16 protein-coding genes are annotated in these 20,903 nt (G+C 71.8%); 7 read left to right on the top strand and 9 right to left on the bottom strand.

Annotation, left to right across the window (positions count from 1 at the left end):
- Positions 1-36 precede the first annotated feature (36 nt).
- A complete protein-coding gene (locus ADK36_RS30360; protein WP_199830279.1) occupies positions 37-741 on the top strand; it encodes a hypothetical protein in 705 nt (234 codons plus the stop codon).
- A 42-nt stretch (positions 742-783) separates the two neighbouring features.
- Here ADK36_RS30360 and ADK36_RS30355 read toward each other — a convergent pair whose 3' ends face one another.
- The 3 genes from ADK36_RS30355 to ADK36_RS30345 form a co-directional block, all read right to left on the bottom strand.
- The gene (locus ADK36_RS30355; RefSeq protein ID WP_048581308.1) at positions 784-1,416 is read right to left on the bottom strand and encodes a response regulator transcription factor; all 633 of its coding nucleotides are present in this window, start codon (positions 1,414-1,416) and stop codon (positions 784-786) included.
- Positions 1,417-1,533: 117 nt separating this feature from the next.
- Positions 1,534-2,454, bottom strand: coding sequence for an LLM class F420-dependent oxidoreductase (locus ADK36_RS30350; protein ID WP_048581345.1), 921 nt, complete (start codon positions 2,452-2,454; stop codon positions 1,534-1,536).
- On the bottom strand, positions 2,451-3,689 hold the full coding sequence (locus ADK36_RS30345; RefSeq protein ID WP_053199677.1) for an amidohydrolase family protein: 1,239 nt from the start codon (positions 3,687-3,689) through the stop codon (positions 2,451-2,453). Before ADK36_RS30345 ends, ADK36_RS30350 begins: the two co-directional genes overlap by 4 nt.
- A gap of 384 nt (positions 3,690-4,073) precedes the next feature.
- On the opposite strand from ADK36_RS30345, the gene ADK36_RS30340 reads away from it, so the two are divergent.
- A complete protein-coding gene (locus ADK36_RS30340; protein WP_048581306.1) occupies positions 4,074-7,070 on the top strand; it encodes an AfsR/SARP family transcriptional regulator in 2,997 nt (998 codons plus the stop codon).
- A gap of 206 nt (positions 7,071-7,276) precedes the next feature.
- Complete coding sequence (locus ADK36_RS49655; RefSeq protein ID WP_199830278.1) at positions 7,277-7,453, top strand: hypothetical protein; 177 nt, start codon at positions 7,277-7,279, stop codon at positions 7,451-7,453.
- Between the two features lie 75 nt (positions 7,454-7,528).
- Here ADK36_RS49655 and ADK36_RS30335 read toward each other — a convergent pair whose 3' ends face one another.
- Complete coding sequence (locus tag ADK36_RS30335) at positions 7,529-9,085, bottom strand: FadD3 family acyl-CoA ligase (protein ID WP_053199675.1); 1,557 nt, start codon at positions 9,083-9,085, stop codon at positions 7,529-7,531.
- A 129-nt stretch (positions 9,086-9,214) separates the two neighbouring features.
- Here ADK36_RS30335 and ADK36_RS30330 point away from each other — a divergent pair, with 129 nt between their 5' ends.
- Genes ADK36_RS30330 through ADK36_RS30320 form a run of 3 tightly spaced genes read left to right on the top strand, consistent with a single transcriptional unit; the run spans position 9,215 to position 11,554 of the window.
- The gene (locus tag ADK36_RS30330; RefSeq protein ID WP_048581304.1) at positions 9,215-10,363 is read left to right on the top strand and encodes a lipid-transfer protein; all 1,149 of its coding nucleotides are present in this window, start codon (positions 9,215-9,217) and stop codon (positions 10,361-10,363) included.
- A 7-nt stretch (positions 10,364-10,370) separates the two neighbouring features.
- The gene (locus ADK36_RS30325) at positions 10,371-10,787 is read left to right on the top strand and encodes a Zn-ribbon domain-containing OB-fold protein (RefSeq protein WP_048581303.1); all 417 of its coding nucleotides are present in this window, start codon (positions 10,371-10,373) and stop codon (positions 10,785-10,787) included.
- The gene (locus tag ADK36_RS30320; protein ID WP_053199673.1) at positions 10,784-11,554 is read left to right on the top strand and encodes an enoyl-CoA hydratase/isomerase family protein; all 771 of its coding nucleotides are present in this window, start codon (positions 10,784-10,786) and stop codon (positions 11,552-11,554) included. The genes ADK36_RS30325 and ADK36_RS30320 overlap by 4 nt, the downstream gene beginning before the upstream one ends.
- A gap of 1 nt (position 11,555) precedes the next feature.
- On the opposite strand, the gene ADK36_RS30315 is transcribed toward ADK36_RS30320, so the two are convergent.
- The 3 genes from ADK36_RS30315 to ADK36_RS30305 form a co-directional block, all read right to left on the bottom strand.
- Positions 11,556-12,062, bottom strand: coding sequence for a hypothetical protein (locus ADK36_RS30315; protein WP_053199672.1), 507 nt, complete (start codon positions 12,060-12,062; stop codon positions 11,556-11,558).
- A 210-nt stretch (positions 12,063-12,272) separates the two neighbouring features.
- Positions 12,273-14,645 (bottom strand): PQQ-binding-like beta-propeller repeat protein, encoded by a 2,373-nt coding sequence (locus tag ADK36_RS30310; protein ID WP_048581300.1) that lies wholly within the window; start codon positions 14,643-14,645, stop codon positions 12,273-12,275.
- Between the two features lie 225 nt (positions 14,646-14,870).
- Positions 14,871-15,608, bottom strand: coding sequence for a VOC family protein (locus ADK36_RS30305; protein WP_048581299.1), 738 nt, complete (start codon positions 15,606-15,608; stop codon positions 14,871-14,873).
- A 122-nt stretch (positions 15,609-15,730) separates the two neighbouring features.
- Between ADK36_RS30305 and ADK36_RS30300 the strand changes: the two genes are divergently transcribed.
- On the top strand, positions 15,731-16,378 hold the full coding sequence (locus ADK36_RS30300) for a TetR family transcriptional regulator (protein ID WP_078916188.1): 648 nt from the start codon (positions 15,731-15,733) through the stop codon (positions 16,376-16,378).
- A gap of 58 nt (positions 16,379-16,436) precedes the next feature.
- Here the strand turns inward: ADK36_RS30300 and ADK36_RS30295 are convergent, their stop codons facing one another.
- Both ADK36_RS30295 and ADK36_RS30290 read right to left on the bottom strand, forming a co-directional pair.
- The gene (locus ADK36_RS30295; RefSeq protein ID WP_078916187.1) at positions 16,437-20,471 is read right to left on the bottom strand and encodes a S1 family peptidase; all 4,035 of its coding nucleotides are present in this window, start codon (positions 20,469-20,471) and stop codon (positions 16,437-16,439) included.
- Complete coding sequence (locus ADK36_RS30290; protein WP_048581296.1) at positions 20,468-20,842, bottom strand: CU044_2847 family protein; 375 nt, start codon at positions 20,840-20,842, stop codon at positions 20,468-20,470. Before ADK36_RS30290 ends, ADK36_RS30295 begins: the two co-directional genes overlap by 4 nt.
- Between the last annotated feature and the right edge of the window lie 61 nt (positions 20,843-20,903).

The following is a 20,903-nucleotide window of genomic DNA, read 5'->3' as shown; positions in this document are numbered from 1 at the left end:
CCTCCCCCGCCCGCTTTCACGAGGAGAAAGACTCCCATGGCACGCACGCCCCGCAAGGGAACCCACCGCAGCAAGAAGAAGCGCATCACGCTCGCCCTGGCCCCCGTCGCCGCGCTCGCGGTGGCCGTCCCGCTGATGAACAGCGCGGGCGCCGCCACCCCCGACGAGGTGGCCGCCGACTGCCGCGCCGACTCGGACAAACTGGAGAACTGCGAGTTCGTCCCCGTCGGTGTCAGACACAACAGCCTCGGCCCCAACAAGGTGGTCTCCGACGTGACGGACAACTGCGGAAAAGACACACCGAAGGGGACCGGCTTCTCCGTGACCGGGTCGGTGACCAGGACCGTTCAGACCGATTCGGGATTCTCGGCCGGTGGCGACTCGAAACTCGCCAACTCGTTCTTCGAGATCGGCATCAAGTTCTCCACGACCGAATTCAACGTCAAGCGTGACGACACCAAGACCGGCTTCTCCTACAGCATCGATGACGAGGTGAAGCCCGACCACGTCGGCGTCTTCATGTGGTCCGAGAAGCGCACCGATGTGAGCGGATACCTCAAGGCCACGTACAAGGACGAGCAGGACGGCCAGAAGGTGTTCTTCTCACCCCGCGAGGGAGCCACCGACATCCATGTCTTCTATCCGCAGCTCCTGAAGAACGGAACTCCGGACGGCCGCCTCTGGATGCGCAACGTGAAGTGCGGCACTCCGGAGGCCGACAGGCTCCTCAACAAGGCCTAGAAGAACGGCCCCGGCAGACGCAGCTGGTGGGCGTACCCCTTCTCATGTGCGAAGCACTGGCGCGGCTCCCAGCCACCGCAGGACCGCGTCCGTGCTTCCGCGCGCGTCGAGCTTGGCGTAGATGTTGCTGAGGTTGTTGCGGACGGTCTTCTCGCTCAGCCGTAATCGCAGCCCGATCTCCTGTGCGCCCAGGCCGGTGGACAGCAGCTCCATGATCTGCCGCTCGCGCGGCGAGAGCGCCGCCCGCAGCCGCTCCATCGCCTCCCCGCCGGTGGGCAGCCGCCGGGCCCCATCCCGGAGGGCGGCGCAGGCCGCCGGGGAAAGGTAGGTGTGCCCGACGGTGGCGCCCACGACGGCGGAGGAGAGCATGCAGGTGCAGTAGTCGCCCTCGACGAGATAGCCGGCGCCGCCGCGGAACACCTCGACGATGGCCTCGGTGTCCCGGCACGGGCTGATCACGATCACGGGGACGTCGGCGGTCCGCAGTTCCCGGACGGCCGCCGAGGGGTCCTCGCGGCAGAGGATCACCACGTCCGCCGCCTCGCCCGCCCCCAGCGGCGTGGTCAGGGGGGTCACCCGCCCGACGTACGGGTCGTCCGGGGCCGGCCAGTCGGGGTGCGGCCAGGCGTCCTCGGGGCAGGCGAGGGCGACGGTGAGTTTCCGGGAAGTGCGCACGTCGTTGTGTCCTTCCGCCGAAGCCGTACGGGCGTACCGCTACGTCAGTACGTCCATACATACGGCGACCGGCGGGGACCTGTTCAAGCTTTCAAGAAGCGCTGTGTGCCGGGCCCGCTACAGCAGCGGTGCCACCCTCGCCCCGAACGCCTCCATCTGGTCCGTGAGTTCGGTCCGGCTCCGGCACCGGAACCGGACCTGGATCTGGTGCACGCCCATGGCGCGGTAGGCGCGCAGCGACTCGGCCAGTTCCTCGGGCTCGCCGGCCAGGGTCCGCCGTCCGACCTCCCACGCGGGCCTGCCGACGTAGAGCGGCTCGACGATGGCGCCGACGGTGAACGGCCCCTCGCCGCCGGACTCTTCGCGCAGCCGCCGTATCCGGGCGATCTGCGCGGGCAGCCGGTCCCGCGGGTCCCCCTGCGGCAGCCACCCGTCCCCCTTGAGCGCGGCCCTGCGCACGGCGGCCGGGGAGGAGCCGCCGACCCAGACCGGGACGCGTTGCTGGGCGGGCCGCGGGAGCTGGCCGAGTCCCTCGAAGTCGTAGAACTTGCCATGGTGTTCGGGGAACTCGTCGGGCCCGAGGCAGGCGCGCAGCGCGTCGATGGACTCGTCCAGCACCGGCCCGCGCCGCTCGAAGTCGACCCCCAGCGCCTCGAACTCCTCCGGCACGTGTCCCGCCCCGACCCCGAGGATCAGCCGGCCGCCACTGAGGTGATCGAGGGTGGCGTACTGCTTGGCCGTGACGAGCGGGTGCCGCAGCCCCACGACGGCGACGTGACTGAGCAGCCGTACGCGCTCGGTGACCGCGGCGAGGTGGGCGAGGGTGGCGACGGGGTCGTACCAGACCGTGCTCATCGCGGGCGCGAGCCGGCGCGGGATGGCGACGTGGTCGCAGCTCGCGAGGTACGCGAAGCCCGCGCGGTCGGCGGCGCGGGCGATGTCGCGCAGGTCGTCGGGGCCGGCGGCGGCCTCCCAGGGCTCGGCGTAGATCGTGCTCTGCGACTGGACCGGGAGCTGGATGCCGTACTCGAGACTCACCTCGCACCACCGCCCGGCCACAGCCCGTCGTCCGTGAGCCCCAGCAGCTCGATGGCGTTCCCGCGCACGATCCGCTCCACGACGTCCGGCTCCAGGTGGCCCATCTGCGCCTCGCCGACCTCGCGGGACTTCGGCCAGGTGGAGTCGGAGTGGGGGTAGTCGGTCTCGTACAGGACGTTCCCGACGCCGATCGCGTCCAGGTTCCTGAGCCCGAAGGCGTCGTCGAAGAAGCAGCCGTAGACGTGGTCGGCGAACAGCTCGGACGGCGGCCGGTGCACCTTGTCGGCGACCCCGCCCCAGCCCCGGTTCTCCTCCCACGCCACGTCCGCGCGCTCCAGGATGTACGGGATCCAGCCGATCTGGCCCTCCGCGTACATGACCCTGAGGTTCGGGAAGCGCTCGAACTTGCCGCTCATCAGCCAGTCGACCATCGAAAAGCAGCAGTTGGCGAAGGTGATCGTGGAGCCGACGGCGGGCGGGGCGTCGGCGGAGGTGGAGGGCATACGGCTGCTGGAGCCGATGTGCATGGCGACGACCGTGCCGGTCTCGTCGCACGCGGCGAAGAAGGGGTCCCAGGCGTCGGTGTGGACGGACGGGAGCCCGAGGTGCGGGGGTATCTCGGAGAAGGCGACGGCGCGGACGCCGCGGGCGGCGTTGCGGCGGACTTCCGCTGCCGCCAGTTCGGCGTCCCAGAGCGGGATGAGGGTGAGGGGGATGAGCCGCCCCCGCGCGTCCGGCCCGCACCACTCCTCCACCATCCAGTCGTTGTAGGCCCGAACGCACAGCAGGCCCAGCTCGTGGTCGGCGGCCTCGGTGAAGGTCTGGCCGCAGAAGCGGGGGAAGGTCGGGAAGCAGAGGGCGGACTGGACGTGGTTGACGTCCATGTCGGCGAGGCGGGCGGGGACGTCGTACGACCCCGGGCGCATCTGCTCGTAGGTGATGACCTCCAGCTTGATCTCGTCCCTGCTGTACCCGACGGCGGTGTCGAGGCGGGTGATCGGCCGGTGCAGGTCCTCGTACACCCACCAGTCGCCGACCGGCCCGTCGTCGCCGGGCCTGCCCATGACCGGCTTGAACCGGCCGCCGAGGAAGGTCATTTCCTTCAGTGGCGCGCGGACGATGCGCGGCCCGGTGTCGAGGTACTTCTTCGGCAGCCGGTCCTGCCAGACGGTGGGCGGCTCGACCGTGTGGTCGTCGACGGAGATGATCAGCGGAAACGCGGTCTCGGTGTCCATGTCCGTCACGGTAGCGCTGATCTGACGATCCGTCAGCTACGCCGTCTGTGATGCGGTCGTGACCACCGCTGTGCGGAGACCGGGTGAGGGCCTTGTGATATCCCGCGCGCCTGCCTGTGATCAGGCCATCCACAGCTGACGCATCTGCCGGAACAAGGCAGACTGGCGGGGATGTAAACGGGTCCTAAGCCTGTCGTTTGGATCAGCTCGGCTGTGAGGTGCGGTTTCTCTCGGTCGACCCGAGCGGGGCATGGCGCGTGCAGTTGCAAGGCGGAGGAGGGAGTCGACGCGGAGCGTCGGCGACCGACGACAACGCCGCAGATGCGCGTGCCAGGGCCCGCGACGCCGGGGTGATCCAAACGACAGGGCCTTAGGGGGACTGCGATGGGCGGGGTACCGCGAGTGCCGGAGCAGAGGCGTCCCGGCTTCTCGGCAGATGTGGCGGAGCAGACAGCGGCGCTGCGCTTCAGTGTGCTCGGCCCCGTACGCGCCTGGCGCGGCGAGGAGCAGCTCCCCACCGGTTCCCCCCAGCAACGCGCCCTGCTCGCCGCCCTGCTGCTGCGCGAGGGCCGTACGGCGACCGCGCCGGAACTGATCGACGCCCTGTGGGGTGAGGAGCCGCCCTCGCAGGCGCTCGCGGCGCTGCGGACGTACGCCTCCCGGCTGCGGAAGGTGCTGGACCCCGGGGTCCTGGTGAGCGAGTCGGGCGGCTACGCCGTGCGGGGGCTGGCCGAGGGCGCGCTGGACCTGGCGGCCGCCCAGGAGCTCGCGGCGGAGGGGGAGAAGGCGCGCGGCGCCGGGGATCTCTGCCAGGCGCGGGACCTGCTGGGGCGGGCGCTGGCCCGATGGGACGGGGAGGTGCTGGCGGGCGTCCCCGGCCCGTACGCGGAGGCCCAGCGGGTCCGCCTGGAGGAGTGGCGCCTCCAGCTCCTCGAATCCCGCCTGGACATGGACCTGGAGCAGGGCTGCCACGCCGAGGTGGTGTCGGAGCTGACGGCGCTGACGGCCGCGCATCCCCTGCGGGAGCGGCTGCGTGAGCTGCTGATGCTGGCGCTGTACCGCAGCGGGCGCCAGGCGGAGGCGCTGGCGGTGTACGCGGACACGCGGCGCCTGCTGGCGGACGAACTCGGCGTGGACCCGCGCCCTGGCCTGCAGGAACTGCAGCAGCGCATTCTCCAGGCCGACCCCGGCCTCGCGCAGCCGTCGGCGCCGGTCGCCGAACCGGCCGCGGTCCTGGTGCGCCCGGCCCAGCTCCCGGCCACGGTCCCGGACTTCACGGGCCGTTCCGCCTTCGTCTCGGAGCTGAGCGACGTCCTCGCCTCGGCCGAGGGCCGGGTGATGGCGGTGTCGGCGCTGGCGGGCATCGGGGGCGTCGGCAAGACGACGCTGGCGGTGCATGTGGCCCACCAGGCACGGGCGGCCTTCCCCGACGGGCAGCTCTACGTCGATCTCCAGGGCGCCGGCCCGCGGGCGGCGGAGCCGGAGACGGTGCTGGGCTCGTTCCTGCGCGCGCTGGGCACCGCCGACTCGGCGATCCCGGACTCCCTGGAGGAGCGGGCGGCGCTGTACCGCTCGGTGCTGGACGGCCGCCGGGTCCTGGTCCTGCTGGACAACGCGAAGGACGCCGCCCAGGTACGTCCGCTGCTGCCGGGCATGGAGGGCTGCGCGGCCCTCGTGACGTCCCGGGTCCGCATGGTGGATCTGGCCGGTGCCCATCTGGTCGACCTGGACGTGATGTCCCCGGACGAGGCGCTGTCCCTCTTCACGAAGATCGTGGGCGAGGAGCGGGTGGCGTCCGAGCGGAAGGCCGCGCTGGACGTGGTGGCGGCGTGCGGTTTCCTGCCGCTGGCGATCCGCATCGCGGCGTCACGGCTGGCGGCGCGCCGCACGTGGACCGTGTCCGTCCTCGCCGCCAAGCTGGCCGACGAGCGGCGCCGGCTCGACGAGTTGCAGGCCGGTGACCTGGCGGTGAAGGCGACCTTCGAGCTGGGCTACGGCGCCCTGGAGCCCGCCCAGGCACGCGCGTTCCGCCTGCTGGGCCTGGCGGACGGCCCGGACATCTCGCTGGCCGCCGCCGCGGCCGTACTGGATCTGCCGGCGGAGGAGACGGAGGACCTCCTGGAGTCCCTCGTCGACACGTCGTTGCTGGAGTCGGCGGCGCCCGGCCGCTACCGGTACCACGACCTGGTCCGGCTCTACGCGCGTGCGTGCGCGGAACGCGACGAGTGGCCGCCGAGCGTGGGGGCACCTCCCACGCCTTTCGGGCAGTGGGGGAGGGACGCGGCGCTGTCGCGGTTGCTGGACTTCTATCTGGCGACGGCGGCGGGGGTGTACGCGATCGAGCGGCCGGGGGACCGGCTGGTGGACCATCTGACGGTGACGGAGTATCCAGGGCTGCGTTTCGACGATCGACGTGAGGCTCAGGACTGGTTGTACGCGGAGGCGGTCTGCCTGCTCGCATGCGTGCGGCAGTCGACGGCACCTCAGAAACTGAGGCGTGCCGTCGACTTGCTGTGGGCGGCGATCGATCTGACCGAGTCCGGCGCCAACTCGAAGGAATACCAGGCGACCGGGGCCTCCACGCGCGCCGCGGCGCGTGCCGTCGACGATCGACAAGCCGAATCCCGGGCCCTGATCACCCTGGCCAACGGCCACTACTACTCGGGCCGCTTCGAGCTTGCCGATCAAGAGGCCGCTGATGCCCTGGAGTTGGCGGAGGCGGTTGGTGATTCCCTCGCCGGTTGCTGGGCTTCCAACATGCTGGGTGTGATCGCGCTCTATCAGAGCCGACACGAGGACGGCGAGGCGCACCTGACCCGAGCCATCGAGGGATTCCGCTCGTGCCAGGACCGTCCGGGCGAGGCAAGTGCCCTGTGCAACCTCTCGCGGATCCACCTGGCGATGGGGCACACCGCGAGCGCGGTTTCCCTGGCCGAGCAGGGAACCAGGATGTACGACGACATGAGGCACGCGCTGAGGGGGGCCAACGGACGGTACGCGCTGGGCCTCGCACTCACCCAGACTGGCCAGGTCCAGCGGGCCACCGATCGCCTCAAGGAGGCCCTCGATGTCTTCCGGGACCGCCGACAGCGACTCTGGGAGGGTATGACCCTCTTCCGCCTCGCCGAGGTCGACCTCGTCGCTCGACGTCCGGCGCAGGCGGCGGCCAACGCGGAACTGGCACTGACCGTTCTCCGCGGAATCGGTGGTGAATGGCGGCGCGGAAACGTGCTCACGGCACTTGGGCGTGCTCTGAGCGGCCTTGGACAGACGGGCCGAGCCCAGGTCTGCTGGCAGGAGGCCCTTGACGTCTTCGAGACGCTGGGTGCGCCGGAAGCCGAGGAAGTGCGAGCTCTCCTCAACCCTCTCGCGGTCGCCTGAGACGGCAAGCCTGCACGTTCATCGTTCGTTTATCGCCGCACGCCACTCTCGTCGTGTCGATCCGTCGCGTCGGGGGGCAGACGGGTCGGCCGGCGGCCGCACCTTAAGGTGTAGCGGCCCAGGAGTGCCACGCCCGGCGGCCCACGGGGGAGTTGCCGGGCGTGGCTTCTCCGATCCACGCATCGCTATCGCCAGGGGAGCCACTTATGAGCGACGACAAGAAGACCACTCAGGTCACTGCGCCGGGCACCGACGCAACCGAGGTCACCACGCTGAACACGCACGCCACCGGCGAGCCTCTCAACACGAGCACCCTGGCCGCCGAGAAGGACACCGGCGGGGCCACCACCGACAACACTCATGCCACGGACGAACCGGCCTGACCTTTCTCCACACGGGGATCGGCCGCGGCGGCGCGGAGGGGAGCCGCCGCGGCCGAGGTGTGTCGACGCACGGGCCTAGACCCTGCCCCGCAGCTCCCCCTTGACCACCTTCCCACTCGCGTTCCGCGGCAGCTCCCCCACGAACTCCACCACCCGCGGCACCTTGTAGTTGGCCATCTCCCGCCGTGCCCAGGCGATCAGGTCGTCCCCGGTCAGGACCGCTCCCGGACGCCGCACCACGTATGCCTTGCCGACCTCTCCCAGCCGTGCGTCGGGTACGCCGATCACCGCCACGTCGGCCACATCGGGATGCAGGCCGAGCGTCTGCTCTATCTCCGCCGGGTAGGCGTTGAAGCCGCCGACGATGAACATGTCCTTGATGCGGTCGGTGATCCGGAGGCAGCCCGACCGGTCCAGTACGCCCACGTCGCCCGTCCGCAGCCAGCCGTCCTCCGTAAGGACCTCCGCCGTCGCCGCCTCGTCCTCGTAGTAGCCCCGCATGACGTTGAAGCCCCGCACCAGGACCTCACCAGGCTCACCGACCGGCGCCTCGACCCGCACCTCGGTCCCCGGTATCGCACGCCCGGACGTCGACGCGATCACCGACGGGTCGTCGCCGCGCCGGCACATCGTCACGATGCCGCTGGCCTCCGAGAGGCCGTAGGCCGTCAGGACCGTCTCCACACCCAGCTCCCCGCGCAGGCGTTCCACCAGCCGCAACGGCACCACCGCGGCACCGGTCACCACCAGCCGCAGCGCGGAGAGGTCGTGGGAGTCACGCGCGGGGTGGTCCAGGAGCGACTGGTGCAGGGTCGGCGGACCGGGCAGTACGGACACCCGTTCCGCCGCGATGTTCGCCAGGGCCGTGCCGACGTTGAAGACCGACTGGGGGATCATCGTCGCGCCCCGCATCAGACAGGCGATCACCCCGGCCTTGTAGCCGAAGGTGTGGAAGAAGGGGTTCACGATCAGATAGCGGTCCCCGCGGCGCAGCCCCGCGAGGTCGCTCCACACCTCGTACGCCCGCAGCGTCTGCGCATGCGTGATCACCGCGCCCTTCGGGCGGCCCGTCGTACCGGAGGTGTAGACGATGTCCGAGGGCCAGGAGCCCTCCACCGCCCCCGCGCGCGCCCGCACCTCCGCCGCGCTCACCCCGTCCCCGCCCGCGAGGAAGTCCTTCCAGGTGCGGAAGTCCGCGGGGGCGGCGTCGTCCGACAGCACGACCACCTGCTCCAGCTGCGGCAGCCCCGGCCCCTCCGCGACCGCCCTGCGCAGCGACGCCACGTACGAGGTGCCCAGGAAGGTGCCGGTCACGAAGAGCAGTCGGGCCCCGCTGCGGCGCAGCACGTCCGCGGCCTCCGTGCCCTTGAAGCGCGTGTTCAGCGGCACCAGCACCGCCCCGGCCGACACCGCGCCCAGCGCCGAGACGATCCAGTCCAGCGTGTTCGGGGCCCAGACGGCGACCCGGTCGCCCGGTGCGATGCCGTACGCGATACAGGCCGCCGCCGAGCGTTCGACGCGGGCGCCGAGTTCGCCGTACGAGATCCGGGTCCGGCCTTCCACCACCGCCTCGGTGTCCGCGTACCGCTCGGCCGCCCGGCGGACCAGCTCCGGGATGCTCTGCCATTCCACGATCGGCCTCCCCGAACCCAGGACGTATTGGCTGACTGCGTCAGCCGAGTCGCATTAGCTGACTGTCCGTCAGATTAGCTGTAGCCTGACGCCCTGTCAGCAGCCTGCCCGCGACGCGGAGGTGTGCACATGGCCGGACTCAAGGACGCGACCGCCGTCGTCGGCATAGGCCAGACAGCGTTCGCCAAACACCTCCCCGAGGACGAGAAGACCCTCGCCTGCCGTGCCGTTCTCGCCGCCCTCGACGACGCCGGGATAGCCCCGGGTGAGGTCGACGCCCTCGCCAGCTACACCATGGAGGAGACGGACGAGGTCGAGCTCGCGAAGGCCGTCGGCCTCGGTGACCTGACCTTCTTCAGCAAGGTCGGCTACGGCGGCGGCGGTTCGTGTGCCACGGTCGCGCATCTCGCCGCCGCGATAGCCACCGGGCAGGCGACCGTCGGCGTCGCCTGGCGGTCCCGCAAGCGCGGCAGCGGGCCCCGGCCCTGGCGCGACACCACCGCCCAGCTGCCCACCCCCGCCCAGTGGACCCGGCCGTACGGCCTCCTGCGCCCCGTCGACGAGATCGCCATGCTCGCCCGCCGCTACATGCACGAGTACGGCGCGACCCGCGACCACCTCTTCAACGTCGCCCTCGCCTGCCGGAACCGGGCCAACCAGAACCCCGCCGCGGTGATGTACGAGCGGCCCCTGACCCGCGAGATGTACATGACCTCCCGGTGGATCAGCGAGCCCCTCTGCCTCTTCGACAACTGCCTGGAGACGGACGGCGCCCTGGCCTGCGTGATCGTCAGTCGCGAGCGCGCCCGCGACTGCCGGCACACCCCCGTCTACGTCCACTCCGCCGCCCAGGGCCTGCCCGCCCAGCACCACGGCATGGTCAACTACTGGAACGACGACCCGCTCACGGGACCCGCCTGGACCGCCGCGCGGCACCTCTGGAAGCACGCCGACTTCACCCCGCAGGATGTGGACGTCGCCCAGATCTACGACGCATTCACGGCCCTCATACCGCTCTCGCTGGAGGGATACGGGTTCTGCGGGCGGGGCGAGGGCGGCGCCTTCACGGAAGGGGGCGCTCTGGAGATCGGCGGGGCACTGCCCCTCAACACCGGTGGCGGCGGGCTCAGCGAGGCCTACGTCCACGGCTTCAACCTCATCAACGAGGGCGTCAAGCAGCTCCGCGGCACCAGCACCGCCCAGGTCCCCGGAGCCGCCACCTGTCTCGTCACCGCCGGCGAAGGCGTCCCCACCTCCGCGCTGCTTCTGAGGAGTTGACCGAAGGATGCTCTCCCCTGTCACCGACCCCGACGGCGCCCCCTTCTGGCACTACGCCGCCCAGGGCGAGCTCCGCGTGCAGTCCTGCGCCGACTGCGGCGAGCCGCGCTTCCCGCCCCGCCCCTGCTGCCCGCACTGCCAGTCCTTCGCGTGCGAGTGGCGGCAGCTCGGCGGGCACGGCCGCATCTGGTCGTACGTCGTCCCCCACCCGCCCCTCCTCCCCGACTACGCCGAGCAGGCGCCGTACAACGTCGTCGTCGTCGAGCTGACCGACGCCCCCCGCATCCGCCTGGTCGGCAACCTCGTCACCGCCCCCGACGCGCCCCTCAACTCCCTCTCCCCCGACCGGATCCGCATCGGCGCCAGGGTCCAGGCCGTCTTCAGCGGCACCGGGCTGCCCCAGTGGGTCCTGGAGCGCCCATGAGCCTCGGCCTCACCACCGACAAGGACACGGGCGTCGCCGTCGTCACCCTCGACCGGCCGGAGCGGCTCAACGCCATCGACCTCGCCATGCGGGACGAACTCGTCGCGGTCTGGCGGGAGTTACGGTTCGACGACACCGTACGGGCCGTCGTACTGACCGGCGCCGGGGAGCGGGCCTTCTGCACGGGACTGGACCGGGAAGCCGTCGTCCCGCAGCCCAACTCGCCGTACATGACCGACGATCCGCTGCTACGAGTCGGACCCAAGAGCAACGACCTATGGAAACCGGTCGTCGCCGCCGTGCGGGGCATGGCCTGCGGTGGCGCCTTCTACCTGCTCGGGGAGGCGGACTTCGTCGTCGCCGACCCGACCGCCGCCTTCTTCGACCCGCACACCACCTACGGGATGGTCAGCGCGTACGAGTCGATGCTGATGGCGCTGCGGATGCCGTACGGGGAGGCCGCGCGCATGGCGCTCATGGGGAGCGCGGAGCGGATGTCGGCGCGACGGGCGTACGAGGTGGGGCTCGTCTCCGAACTCACCGAGCCCGGTGGGGCGTTGGCGGCCGCGGGGGACTGCGCTGCCGTCATCGCCGGGTATCCGGCGGCGGGGGTGCAGGGGACGGTACGGGCGCTGTGGGCGGCCAGGGAGGCCGCCCTGGACCGGGCGTTCGCGCAGGCGCCGCACCTGATCGCCCTCGGAAACCTGCCGGGCGAGCGGCAGGCGGAGCTGTTCCGGGCGCGGCGCCGCGACCACCGGCTCCGCTGAGCTACTCCGCCGTACGGGTCACTTCACGCAGTTCGCAGGTGATGCCGGTCATGCTCTCGTCGGCGTCCGGGACGTACGAGGCCGCCACGTCCAGCGTCTCCGTGCTGTCGGCCGAGACGTACGGGATGGTGGACGCGCTGGTGCGCAGGGGCGTGCCGCTCGGGTCCTTGAAGGTGACGCCGAACTCGTAGCTGTACGTCGTGATGCTGCTGGTGTTGGTGGCCTCGACCGTGGCGACGATGCCCCGGGTCGCGTCGTACACACAGCTCCGGATCCGCACGTCCCGGGTGGCCTCGGCGCTCGCGGTCGCGCTGCCGCCGCCCGAGACACCGCCCGAGGACGAGTATTCGTCGTCATCGTCGTCGTAGTGGGTGCCGCCCGTACTGCTCGACGAGCTGCTGGAGCTCGAACTGTCGTCACAGCCGCCGCCGTGGGAGCGCTTGGCCCCCGTCAGCACGACCACCACGCCGACAACGACGGCGACAGCGCGGACATGGCGAAGCTTCATGTGGTGCGACCCCCGAATGTCTTGCAACCCCGTTGCGTTGATCGTGAGCACGTCACGTTAGCAGCGGCCGCATGGCGGCAAGCGCTCACCGGGCGTAGCGTCACGTGTAAGAGCGGTGAAGATGACCACTCTTAACGGGACGGCCGCCGTCCGGACCCCTTCCGTGCGCCGGTGCGACGGCCGTCACTAAGCCGAATCCGCGTGTCCCGCCTACGCGGAGCGTGCCGTTCCTGTGCCCTTCTCCGCGTCCAGCGCGTAGACGCAGCGGTCCTTGCTGCAGGCGTACACGACCCCGTCCCGCACCACCGGCGACCCGGTGATCTCACCGCCGGTGGCGAGCTTCCAGCGCAGGCGGCCGTCGTCGGCCTTCAGGGTGTAGAGGAGGTGGTCGGTGGAGCCGAAGTGGATCCGGCCCTCCGCCACCGCCGGGGCGCCCACGATGTCGCCGCCCGCCTGGAAGCGCCACTTCGGCGTCCCCGTGACGGCGTCCAGCGTGTACAGGCCCTTGCCGCTGCCGACGTGGACGTGTCCCCCGGCCACCAGCACCGGCTCGATCGAGGACCGGGACTCGGTGGCGATGCGCCAGCGGTCGCGGCCGTCGGTGGCGTCCAGGGCGTAGACCGTGCCGAGGTAGTCGGCGAGGTACACCCCGCCGCCGGTCACCGCCGGGCCCGGCACGAAGGCCGGCGGGCACAGGAAGACCGCCGGGGCCTCGAAGTGCCAGCGGACCAGGCCGCTCACCACGTCGAGCGCGAGCACCCGTGTCCCTGCGGAGACGTACACATAGCCGTCGTGCGCCTGCGCCACCCGCACCGGCACCCCGCCGCAGGAGGCGGCGTCACCGATGGGGTACGACCAGCGCTCGTCGCCCGTCCGGGCGTCCAGGGCCTTCAGCCGGGCGTCCTGCCAGACGTACACCGTGCCGTCGTACAGCGCCGGTCCGGCCTCCGGGGACTCGAAGTCGGACTGGGCCCCGGTGAGTTCCCACAGCTTCTGGCCGTTGGATGCCTCCCATGCCTGGACGCCGCCGCCGCGCGTGCCGGTGATGACCGTGCCCCGCTCGGCCTTGAGGGAGTACACCCAGGCGTCCGTCTGCAGGCGCCAGAGGTCCGCGCCCTCGCGGCAGTCCAGGGCGAACAGGGTCGGGCCGTCGGAGGCGTGGATACGGCCGTCGGCGACCGCCATCGACCAGGCGACGTCCCGCGTCTTGAAGCGGCGGCGGCCGGTCGCCACGTCCAGGGCGTGCACCTCGAAGGAGGTGACGTAGACGAGGTCGTCGGCGACGGAGGGGGTACCCCAGACGTCGTTCGACATGCGGAAACGCCAGGGCCGCCAGCCGGCCGCCGGCTCCGGGGGCGTGGGCGGCAGGGCGGGTACGGCGGGGCCTACGGCGGGGTCGGTGCCGTTGACGCCGGGGCGGGGTTTGGACCAGGAGGCGACGAGGCCCGCCTCCGGCGGGGGTGCCTGCATGGCGGCGGCCCGGGCGTCGGCGACGCGGGGGCCGGGGCCGATGGGGACGGCGGCGCCGGCCAGCCGGACCGGGCCGGTGTCGGGGCCGCCGGCCGGGACGGGCGCGGGCTGCGCGCCCGGGACCACCGGGTCGTGCGAGGGCGGCGGGGGGACCGGCCCGGGGGCGACGCGTCCGCCGCCGCTGCGGCCGGAGGACGGCGAGGGCTTGACCGCCGGGCGGCCGCCTCTGCGTGACTCGATCAGGCCGACCGCCCGCTCGGGCAGCCACGCCGACGCCGTACCGCTGTCGTCGGAGCCGGAGCCGAAGAGGTGGGGGGCCAGCTGGGCCTGGAGGTCGGCCGGGTTGGGGCGGGCCGTGGCCTCCATCTGCATACAGGACTCGATGAGCGGGCGCAGCTCGTCCGGGAGCCCTTCGAGGTCGGGGCCCTCGCGCAGCAGCATGAAGACCGTCTCGACCGGGTTGGCGCCGTGGAACGGGGGGTGTCCGGTGGCGGCGAACACCAGCATCGACCCGAGCGAGAAGACGTCGCTCGCGCCGGTCACGCTGCGGGAGTCCTTGGCCTGCTCGGGCGACATGTAGGCGGGCGTACCGACGGCGACGTTGGTCATCGTCAAACGGGTGTTCGATACGCCGGACGCGATACCGAAGTCGATGACGCGGGGCCCGTCCTCGACCACGAGCACGTTGGACGGCTTCAGGTCGCGGTGGACGAGACCGGCGCCGTGGATGGACTGGAGGGCCTCGGCCACACCCGCCGCCAGCCAACGCACCGCCTGGGCCGGGAGCGGCCCGCACTCGTTCACTATCTCTTCGAGGGAGGGCGCGGGGACGTACGCGGTGGCCAGCCACGGCACGGCGGCCCGCGGGTCGGCGTCGACGACCGCGGCCGTGTAGAAGCCGGAGACCGCCCGGGCCGCCTCCACCTCACGGGTGAAGCGGACGCGGAACAGCTGGTCCTCGGCGAGCTCCGTACGGACCGTCTTGATCGCCACGCGCCGGCCCGAAGCCGAGCGCGCGAGATAGACCAGCCCCATGCCGCCGGCGCCCAGCCGTCCGAGCACCTCGAACGGCCCGATCCTGCGCGGATCGTGCTGCGTCAGCTGATCCACCACTCTGCCTGCCACCTCCCCGTACGGGCCCCGTCACCCAGATATGTACGCGACCCCGTGCAGCGTCTCACCACCGCACCGCCTTGGCGGCACGCACCCTGATTCTTCCTGTCCGGGGGCGTGGTTGCGAACCCGAGGGCGGAACGGGGTGTCTTGGGACAAAACCACAGCCCGCCGCCCGGCGAAAGCGCCGGTTCGCATAGTGGGACGCCGAAGGCAGGAGTGCGGTCAGCGTTCCAGGACCGCGAAGGACGCCCCCTGGTCGTCGGTGACCACGGCGACCGTGCCGTACGACGTTTCGAAGGGCGGCACCTGCACGCGCCCGCCGAGCCGGTTCACCGTGCCGAGGGTCTCCTCGCAGGAAGCCACCCGGAAGTGGACGAGGAAATGGGGCGGCATCATCTCCGGGAAGACCTCGGAGACGGCCGCGCGGCCGAAGTCGGGCTTGGCGTCCGGCCCGAACAGGGCCTCCTGGAAGAGCGTGCCGTAGAACTGGTTGGCGGCCTCGGTGTCCCGGGCGTACAGCTGCACCCAGGCGAAGGTGCCGGTCTCGTGCCGTCGGCCGAAGCCCTGGTGGCTGCCCGCCTGCCAGAGCGCGAAGACGGCGCCCTCGGGGTCGGTGACCAGCGCGGCGGCGCCCAGCCCGGCCCCCAGCCGCACGGGCGGGATGACCACCTGTCCGCCCGCCGCGCGGATCCGCTCCCCCAGCGCCCGGGCGTCCGGGGTGGCGAAGTAGACCGTCCACACGGTGGGCAGCCGCCCGTCCGGCTTGCGGGCGAGCGCGGCGACCGGATCGCCGTCCAGCCGGGCCCAGACGGTGGAGTCGTACGCCTCCTCGAAGTCCCACCCGAAGAGCTCGCCGTAGAACCGCTTGCCCGCCTCCACGTCGGCAAGCTGGGCGTCCACCCAGCACGGGACGCCCTCCCCGTATCCCGTTCCGTCTGTGGATGCCCTGTTTTCGGCCATGCGGCAAAAGTAACGGCGTCCTACGCGGCGCGCAGACCAGGCACACCCGCCTCCGCATGCACATGCACCCCATTTGCAGTCGGCCGAATCGCGCCCCGATCACGCCTCGGTAAGCTGACGACATGACAGGACAAGTGCGTACCGTCGACGGCCGCGTGGCCGGTCGGCGTGGGCAGGCGACCCGGCAGAAGCTGCTCGACTGCCTCAGCGAGATGCTCAGCTCCTCCCCCTACCGGGACGTCAAAGTCATCGATGTGGCCCGGAAGGCGGGAACTTCACCCGCGACCTTCTACCAGTACTTCCCGGACGTCGAGGGCGCCGTCCTGGAGATCGCCGACCAAATGGCCGCCGAGGGAGCCGGGTTGACCGAGCTCGTCGAGGGCCGCAGCTGGGTCGGCAAGGCGGGCTGGCAGACCGCGCAGGAACTCGTCGACGGATTCCTGGAGTTCTGGCGGAAGAACGACGCGATCCTGCGGGTCGTCGACCTCGGCGCGTCCGAAGGCGACAAACGGTTCTACAAGATCCGTATGAAGATCCTGAACACGGTCAACAACTCCCTGGCCGAAGCGGTCACTCAGTTGCAGGCCAAGGGCAAGGTCGACAAGGACGTCAACCCGGCCGCGGTCGCGGGCTCGATCGTCGCGATGCTCGCGGCGGTGGCCTCGCACCAGAAGGGCTTCCAGACCTGGGGCGTCAAACAGGCCGAACTCAAGCCGAACCTCGCCCTGTTGGTACACCTGGGCGTGACCGGCAAGAAGCCGACGAAGTAGCACCCGGCGGTCGCCCCTCGGCTTGTCGGCACCCAAGTCCTGTCTCGCGGGCGGTGGTTCACACCAGTGGACCACCGCCCGCTTCCGCTTCGGGCGTCGGCTGCGCGGCCAGCGCCTCGATGACGAGCGCCCGCCGCCACTCCCCGGGGTCGGTCGCTTCCAGCCACGCCGCCGCGAAGTCACGTACCTCGGCCCGGCGGGCGCCGGACGGATCCGGATCGAGCAGCAAGGTGGCCAGCACCTCGCCCGTGGGGAGCCGGCGGGTGTTCTCGGACAGCCAGGCCAGGGCCAGGGTGACGGCCGTGGCACGCCAGGGCGCGGGAGCGGTGTGGCGGAGCAGCGCGCCCAGCGGCAGCGCCGCGTAGGTGGACGTCGGCTGGTGGCTCAGCCGCTCCAGGAACAGTGTGGCGCCGCGGGCCAGTCGCTGCTCGTCGAGGTCGCGCTGCGCCAGCAGGTGCTTGAAGATCCTGCTGGAGCCCTTCGCCAGCGAATTCTGCCGGGCCAGCCAGTCGAGCGCACCGTCGATCACCTCCGTCCGCTCCCGCGTTCCGCTCGGCACCGCGTACAGCAGACCGATGAGGAGGGGCACCGCTCTACGGCCCTGCGGCGCGTGACGCAAGGCAGCGGGGGTGATGGCGACGGCGCAGTGGGGACCGGGCCCTGGTTTGGCGAGCAGTTTTTCCAGCAACTCCCGCAGCGGGCCCCGTACCCGGCCGGCGCTGGGGTTCGTCGCATGGGCCCGCAGCCAGGTGTCGGCGGCCTGCACGGCGTGGGCGGCCTGGCTCTCGTCGAGGGTTCGCAGGGCGAGCAGCGGCTCCAGGACGAACCCCGCCTCATGGTCCCCCGCGTGTGTCCGAAGCCAGCTCAGAGCGAGGTCCACCAGCCGTTCGGCGTTGTCCTCGCCGAGCCGCCCGTGGTTCCACAGCAGGGGCCGCAGGACATAGCTGGCGCGCGGGTCGGCGCCGGGCAGCTCAAGCCAGTCCAGGGCCAGCCGGGTGGTGTCCGCGGGGCCGAAGTCCTTGGTGAGCAGGTCGTCCAGCAGGAAGCTGGCGTTCGCGCCGGTCCCGTGCGGCAGCTTCAGCCACCGCAGGGCCATACGGGACGCGGCGGCCCAGGCGTCGTCGTCCGGTTCGATGCGGCACAGCAGCAGATGGTGCAGGAGGGAATCGGGGCCCGTGCCGTGGTCGCGCAGCCAGTCGAGCGTCGCGTCGACGACCTGCCGGTCGAGCGGCTGCGGCAGGTCCTCGCGCAGGAGGTCCTGCAGCAGGAAACTCCGGTCATCGGGCAGTAGCTGTGCCGCGAGCAGGTCGGTGACCGGTCCGACCGCCGCCTTGTCCCAGCGCACGAGGGCGCCGAGGACGAACACGTGCCGTTCCGGTTCGCTCGCTTCCAGCCACTTCTTCGTGTACCTGACCGTGTCCCGTGCCTCGTCGGGGGTGAGCTCCATGCGCAGCAGGGGGCGCAGGACGAAGGACGCGCTCGCGAGCGAGTGGTGAGCGCGCCGCCGCGCCTGCTGACCGCTCCACCGCGCCTGGTGAGCGCGCAACCACGCCAGGGCGAGGCCGACGGCCCGGTCCCGGTGCCTGCCCAGATCCGTACGTCGCAGGACATGCTTCAGCACGAACGAGATGCCGGGGTTGCCGGCCTGGCGTACCACCCAGGTGAGCCCGGCGTCGATCACGGTCTTGCCGCCGGCACTGCCGGGCTCCTCGCGGATGAGCAGCGGGGCCAGCACGACCGAGCCGGCCGGGTGCGCCGGGTTGCGGCGTATCCACTGCCGTGCGGCCTTCACCAGCGGTCCGGCGGCTTGGGGCGTCAGGTCCTGGCGGGACAGCGCGGCGCCCAGCAGATGGAGGGACCGCCGATGACCCTTGTGGTGGCCCGCCCAGGCCCGCACATGGGAGGCGACGAGGTCCAGCTGGTCCCGTTCCAGGCCCTCCGCGTGCAGCAGCGCCTGGAGCAGGAGGCCCGTCTCCTCGGCCTGCGGCTGGGATTCCAGGCAGGCCAGGGCGGTGTCGAGGAGGCGGCGCGGCACGGGCCCGTCGACCTTGTCGACAGCCGGGGCGAGGATCTCGGGCAGGGTGGCGGGCCGCTCGCTGCGGATCTGGCCCAGCCACGGCTCGACCAGCTCGTCCCAGTGCTGGATCACGCCCGCCTGCCAGGGGCTGTGGGCCATCAGGTCGAACGCGGTCACGCCGACGGCGTCGGAGGTGAGCAGGTCGCGGACCCGGCCGGCCCGCTTCTCCAGCCATGCGGCACAGGCGGCCTCGGTGTCGGCCCGCCGGTGCTCCGGCTGGCCGGTGGTCCAGCGGGCGAGATGCCGCACGGCCTGCGCGAACACCGGCCCGTCGTCGCACAGCGCGTCGAGCAGTTCCTCCGCGGTCCGGCTCTGGAAGACGTCCCGCGGGGTCAGCGTCGCGTCGAGCAGGCCGTCCGCGACGATGTCGTGGACCAGTTCGAGCCGGTCACCGCTGCCGACCAGCCAGGACTGCCGGCGCAGCGTGACGACCACGTCACGGGCACTGTGCGCGAACTCCGCGTCGGCACGGTGGACCAGCGCCCGGCCCACCGCCGACGCCACGACGGCGGACTCGTCCTGCGGGCAGGCCAGCACGGCCACGCTGGAAGCCAGCAGCCGGACGGCCGGCCGGGACTGGCCCGCCTGACGGTCCGCGCCGGTCGGGGCATGGAAGTCGCGCTCCAGCTGCCGCCAGAGCCAGCCGAAGAGTTCGCCGCGCCGCAGCCCGGAGAGGTCGGGTGCGTCCCGTCGGATCTTCGCCTGCTCCTCCAGAGCCCGCCCGATCAGCAGGGCGAAGACCGGCCGGTCGCTGCACAGCGCCACCAGGTGGTCCTGTCCCCACCGGTTCCATGCCCTCGGGGCGACCTTCTGGAAGATCGCGGATGCCACCCGGGTGCGGTACTCCTCGCCGTCCTCCAGGGACACCGGGGTGAAGACCTGCTCCACCGACCGCGGGAGCGCCCCGGGCCGGGCCGAGGCCAGGCAGGCCACACGTCCTTCCTGGTCCTGGGTCTGGAGTTCCTCTTCCAGGATCGGCAGCGAGAGCTTGGAGTAGCTGTCGAGGTAGTCGAGGACGAGCAGGACGCGTTCGGCGTCGGCGATCCGGGCGTGTGCCAGCGCCGCCTGCACCAGATGCCCGGCCGTCACGGCCGACCCGGACTCCGCGTGCAGGACCAGCCAGGAGCCCTCCGGCTGCTGCCGCAGGGCCCGCTCCGCGACCTCATGGCAGGTACGGGTCTTGCCGGCTCCGGCGGCGCCCTCCAGCAGCACCCCGCGCCGCGGCTCGCCGTGACCGCCTGGCAGGTACTGGGCGTCGAGCAGGTCCATCAGCCGGGTCGGGGAAGCCGGGCTGCGCGAGTCGGGGCTGACGTAGTCCAGCGTGGTGAGGTACTGCTCCTTGCCGTGCAGGTCCCGCAGCACCTGCTCATGGGTGCGCAGATGCGGGGAGAACCAGGACAGCTCCCGGGGCGCGAGCGCGGCGAGATCCTCGGTCCAGGCCGTCCACACCGTGTCCCGTAACCGACCGTCCGCACTGTTGTACCGGGCGCTGACCACACCGACGACCGCGTCGTCGGAGCGTCGGCGCACCGGGGCGCCGCTCATGCCGAGCAGCCCGTCCCGGGAGTTGAACCGGCCGCACCTGACTCCCTGCCGGACTCCGTCGTCCCGCTCGGTGGTGCCCTGCCACTCCCCGATCGCGAGCATGTGCCGGTAGCTGCGCCCGTCGGGCTCGGGGACGTCCCCGAAGCCCTCGACGATCACCTCCGTGCCGGGCCGTTCCGTCTTCGTCGGCACCACCCGCCGCACGGATGCGGGAAGCGGGCTGTCGGTGCGCAGCACGGCCAGGTCGTGCCGCTGATCGACCCGCTCTACCGTGGCCGTGGCCGGCGGCCCGCCCGCCAGCGGCGCGAAGCGCACCACGGTGCCCGGGGTGGGGCCGTACGCCTGGAGTACGTGGAAGGCGGTGGCGAGAACACCCGGGGCGAGTTGGAAGCAGGTCCCCGCGGAGATGTCGGCGGACGGGTGCAGGATGCGGCCCAGATAACGGGGCAGACCGGCCGGCACAGGCGTCACGGCGCCTCGCCGTCGGGCTCCTCGCCGTTCCGCTGCCTCGCGTCCCTCCCGTCCCAGACGAGCTTCACCTTGAGCGCCGCCTCACCGGCGGCCCCGGCCAGGATGACGTCCCCCTTGGCGGAGAACTTGAGCGCGAACTCCACCTCCATCGCGTCCGGTTGCACCGCCCGGCCTGCCCCCTGCATCGCCGTCACCGTGGACTGCGCGATGCCCACGATCGTCGACTGCGCCTCCTCGAAGGCGTCTCGTACGCGTCCGGCGAGACGCCCGGGATCCGCGGCCGTCGGCTCCGAGCCCGACACGCGCACCGGCGTAGCCTCCACCAGGATCTCCGTGCCGCCCACCACCACCGCTATGTACTCGCCGGTCATGTCGCTCCCCCGTCCGCCGATCCGTCGATCCACTTTCCGGTGTACCACAGCGACTCGCGGT

This window comes from Streptomyces viridochromogenes, assembly GCF_001270495.1.
GTDB classification, from domain to species: Bacteria; Actinomycetota; Actinomycetes; order Streptomycetales; family Streptomycetaceae; genus Streptomyces; species Streptomyces viridochromogenes_A.
This window is presented reverse-complemented; position numbering and strand designations above follow the sequence as displayed.

Bases quoted from the DNA above. Each gene is read 5' to 3' on its own strand.
- ADK36_RS30340 (WP_048581306.1), top strand. From the start codon at position 4,074: ATGGGCGGGGTACCGCGAGTGCCGGAGCAGAGGCGTCCCGGCTTCTCG.
- ADK36_RS49655 (WP_199830278.1), top strand. From the start codon at position 7,277: ATGAGCGACGACAAGAAGACCACTCAGGTCACTGCGCCGGGCACCGAC.
- ADK36_RS30290 (WP_048581296.1), bottom strand. From the start codon at position 20,842: ATGACCGGCGAGTACATAGCGGTGGTGGTGGGCGGCACGGAGATCCTG.
- ADK36_RS30325 (WP_048581303.1), top strand. From the start codon at position 10,371: ATGCTCTCCCCTGTCACCGACCCCGACGGCGCCCCCTTCTGGCACTAC.
- ADK36_RS30320 (WP_053199673.1), top strand. From the start codon at position 10,784: ATGAGCCTCGGCCTCACCACCGACAAGGACACGGGCGTCGCCGTCGTC.
- ADK36_RS30305 (WP_048581299.1), bottom strand. From the start codon at position 15,608: ATGGCCGAAAACAGGGCATCCACAGACGGAACGGGATACGGGGAGGGC.
- ADK36_RS30360 (WP_199830279.1), top strand. From the start codon at position 37: ATGGCACGCACGCCCCGCAAGGGAACCCACCGCAGCAAGAAGAAGCGC.
- ADK36_RS30330 (WP_048581304.1), top strand. From the start codon at position 9,215: ATGGCCGGACTCAAGGACGCGACCGCCGTCGTCGGCATAGGCCAGACA.
- ADK36_RS30315 (WP_053199672.1), bottom strand. From the start codon at position 12,062: ATGAAGCTTCGCCATGTCCGCGCTGTCGCCGTCGTTGTCGGCGTGGTG.
- ADK36_RS30345 (WP_053199677.1), bottom strand. From the start codon at position 3,689: ATGGACACCGAGACCGCGTTTCCGCTGATCATCTCCGTCGACGACCAC.
- ADK36_RS30300 (WP_078916188.1), top strand. From the start codon at position 15,731: ATGACAGGACAAGTGCGTACCGTCGACGGCCGCGTGGCCGGTCGGCGT.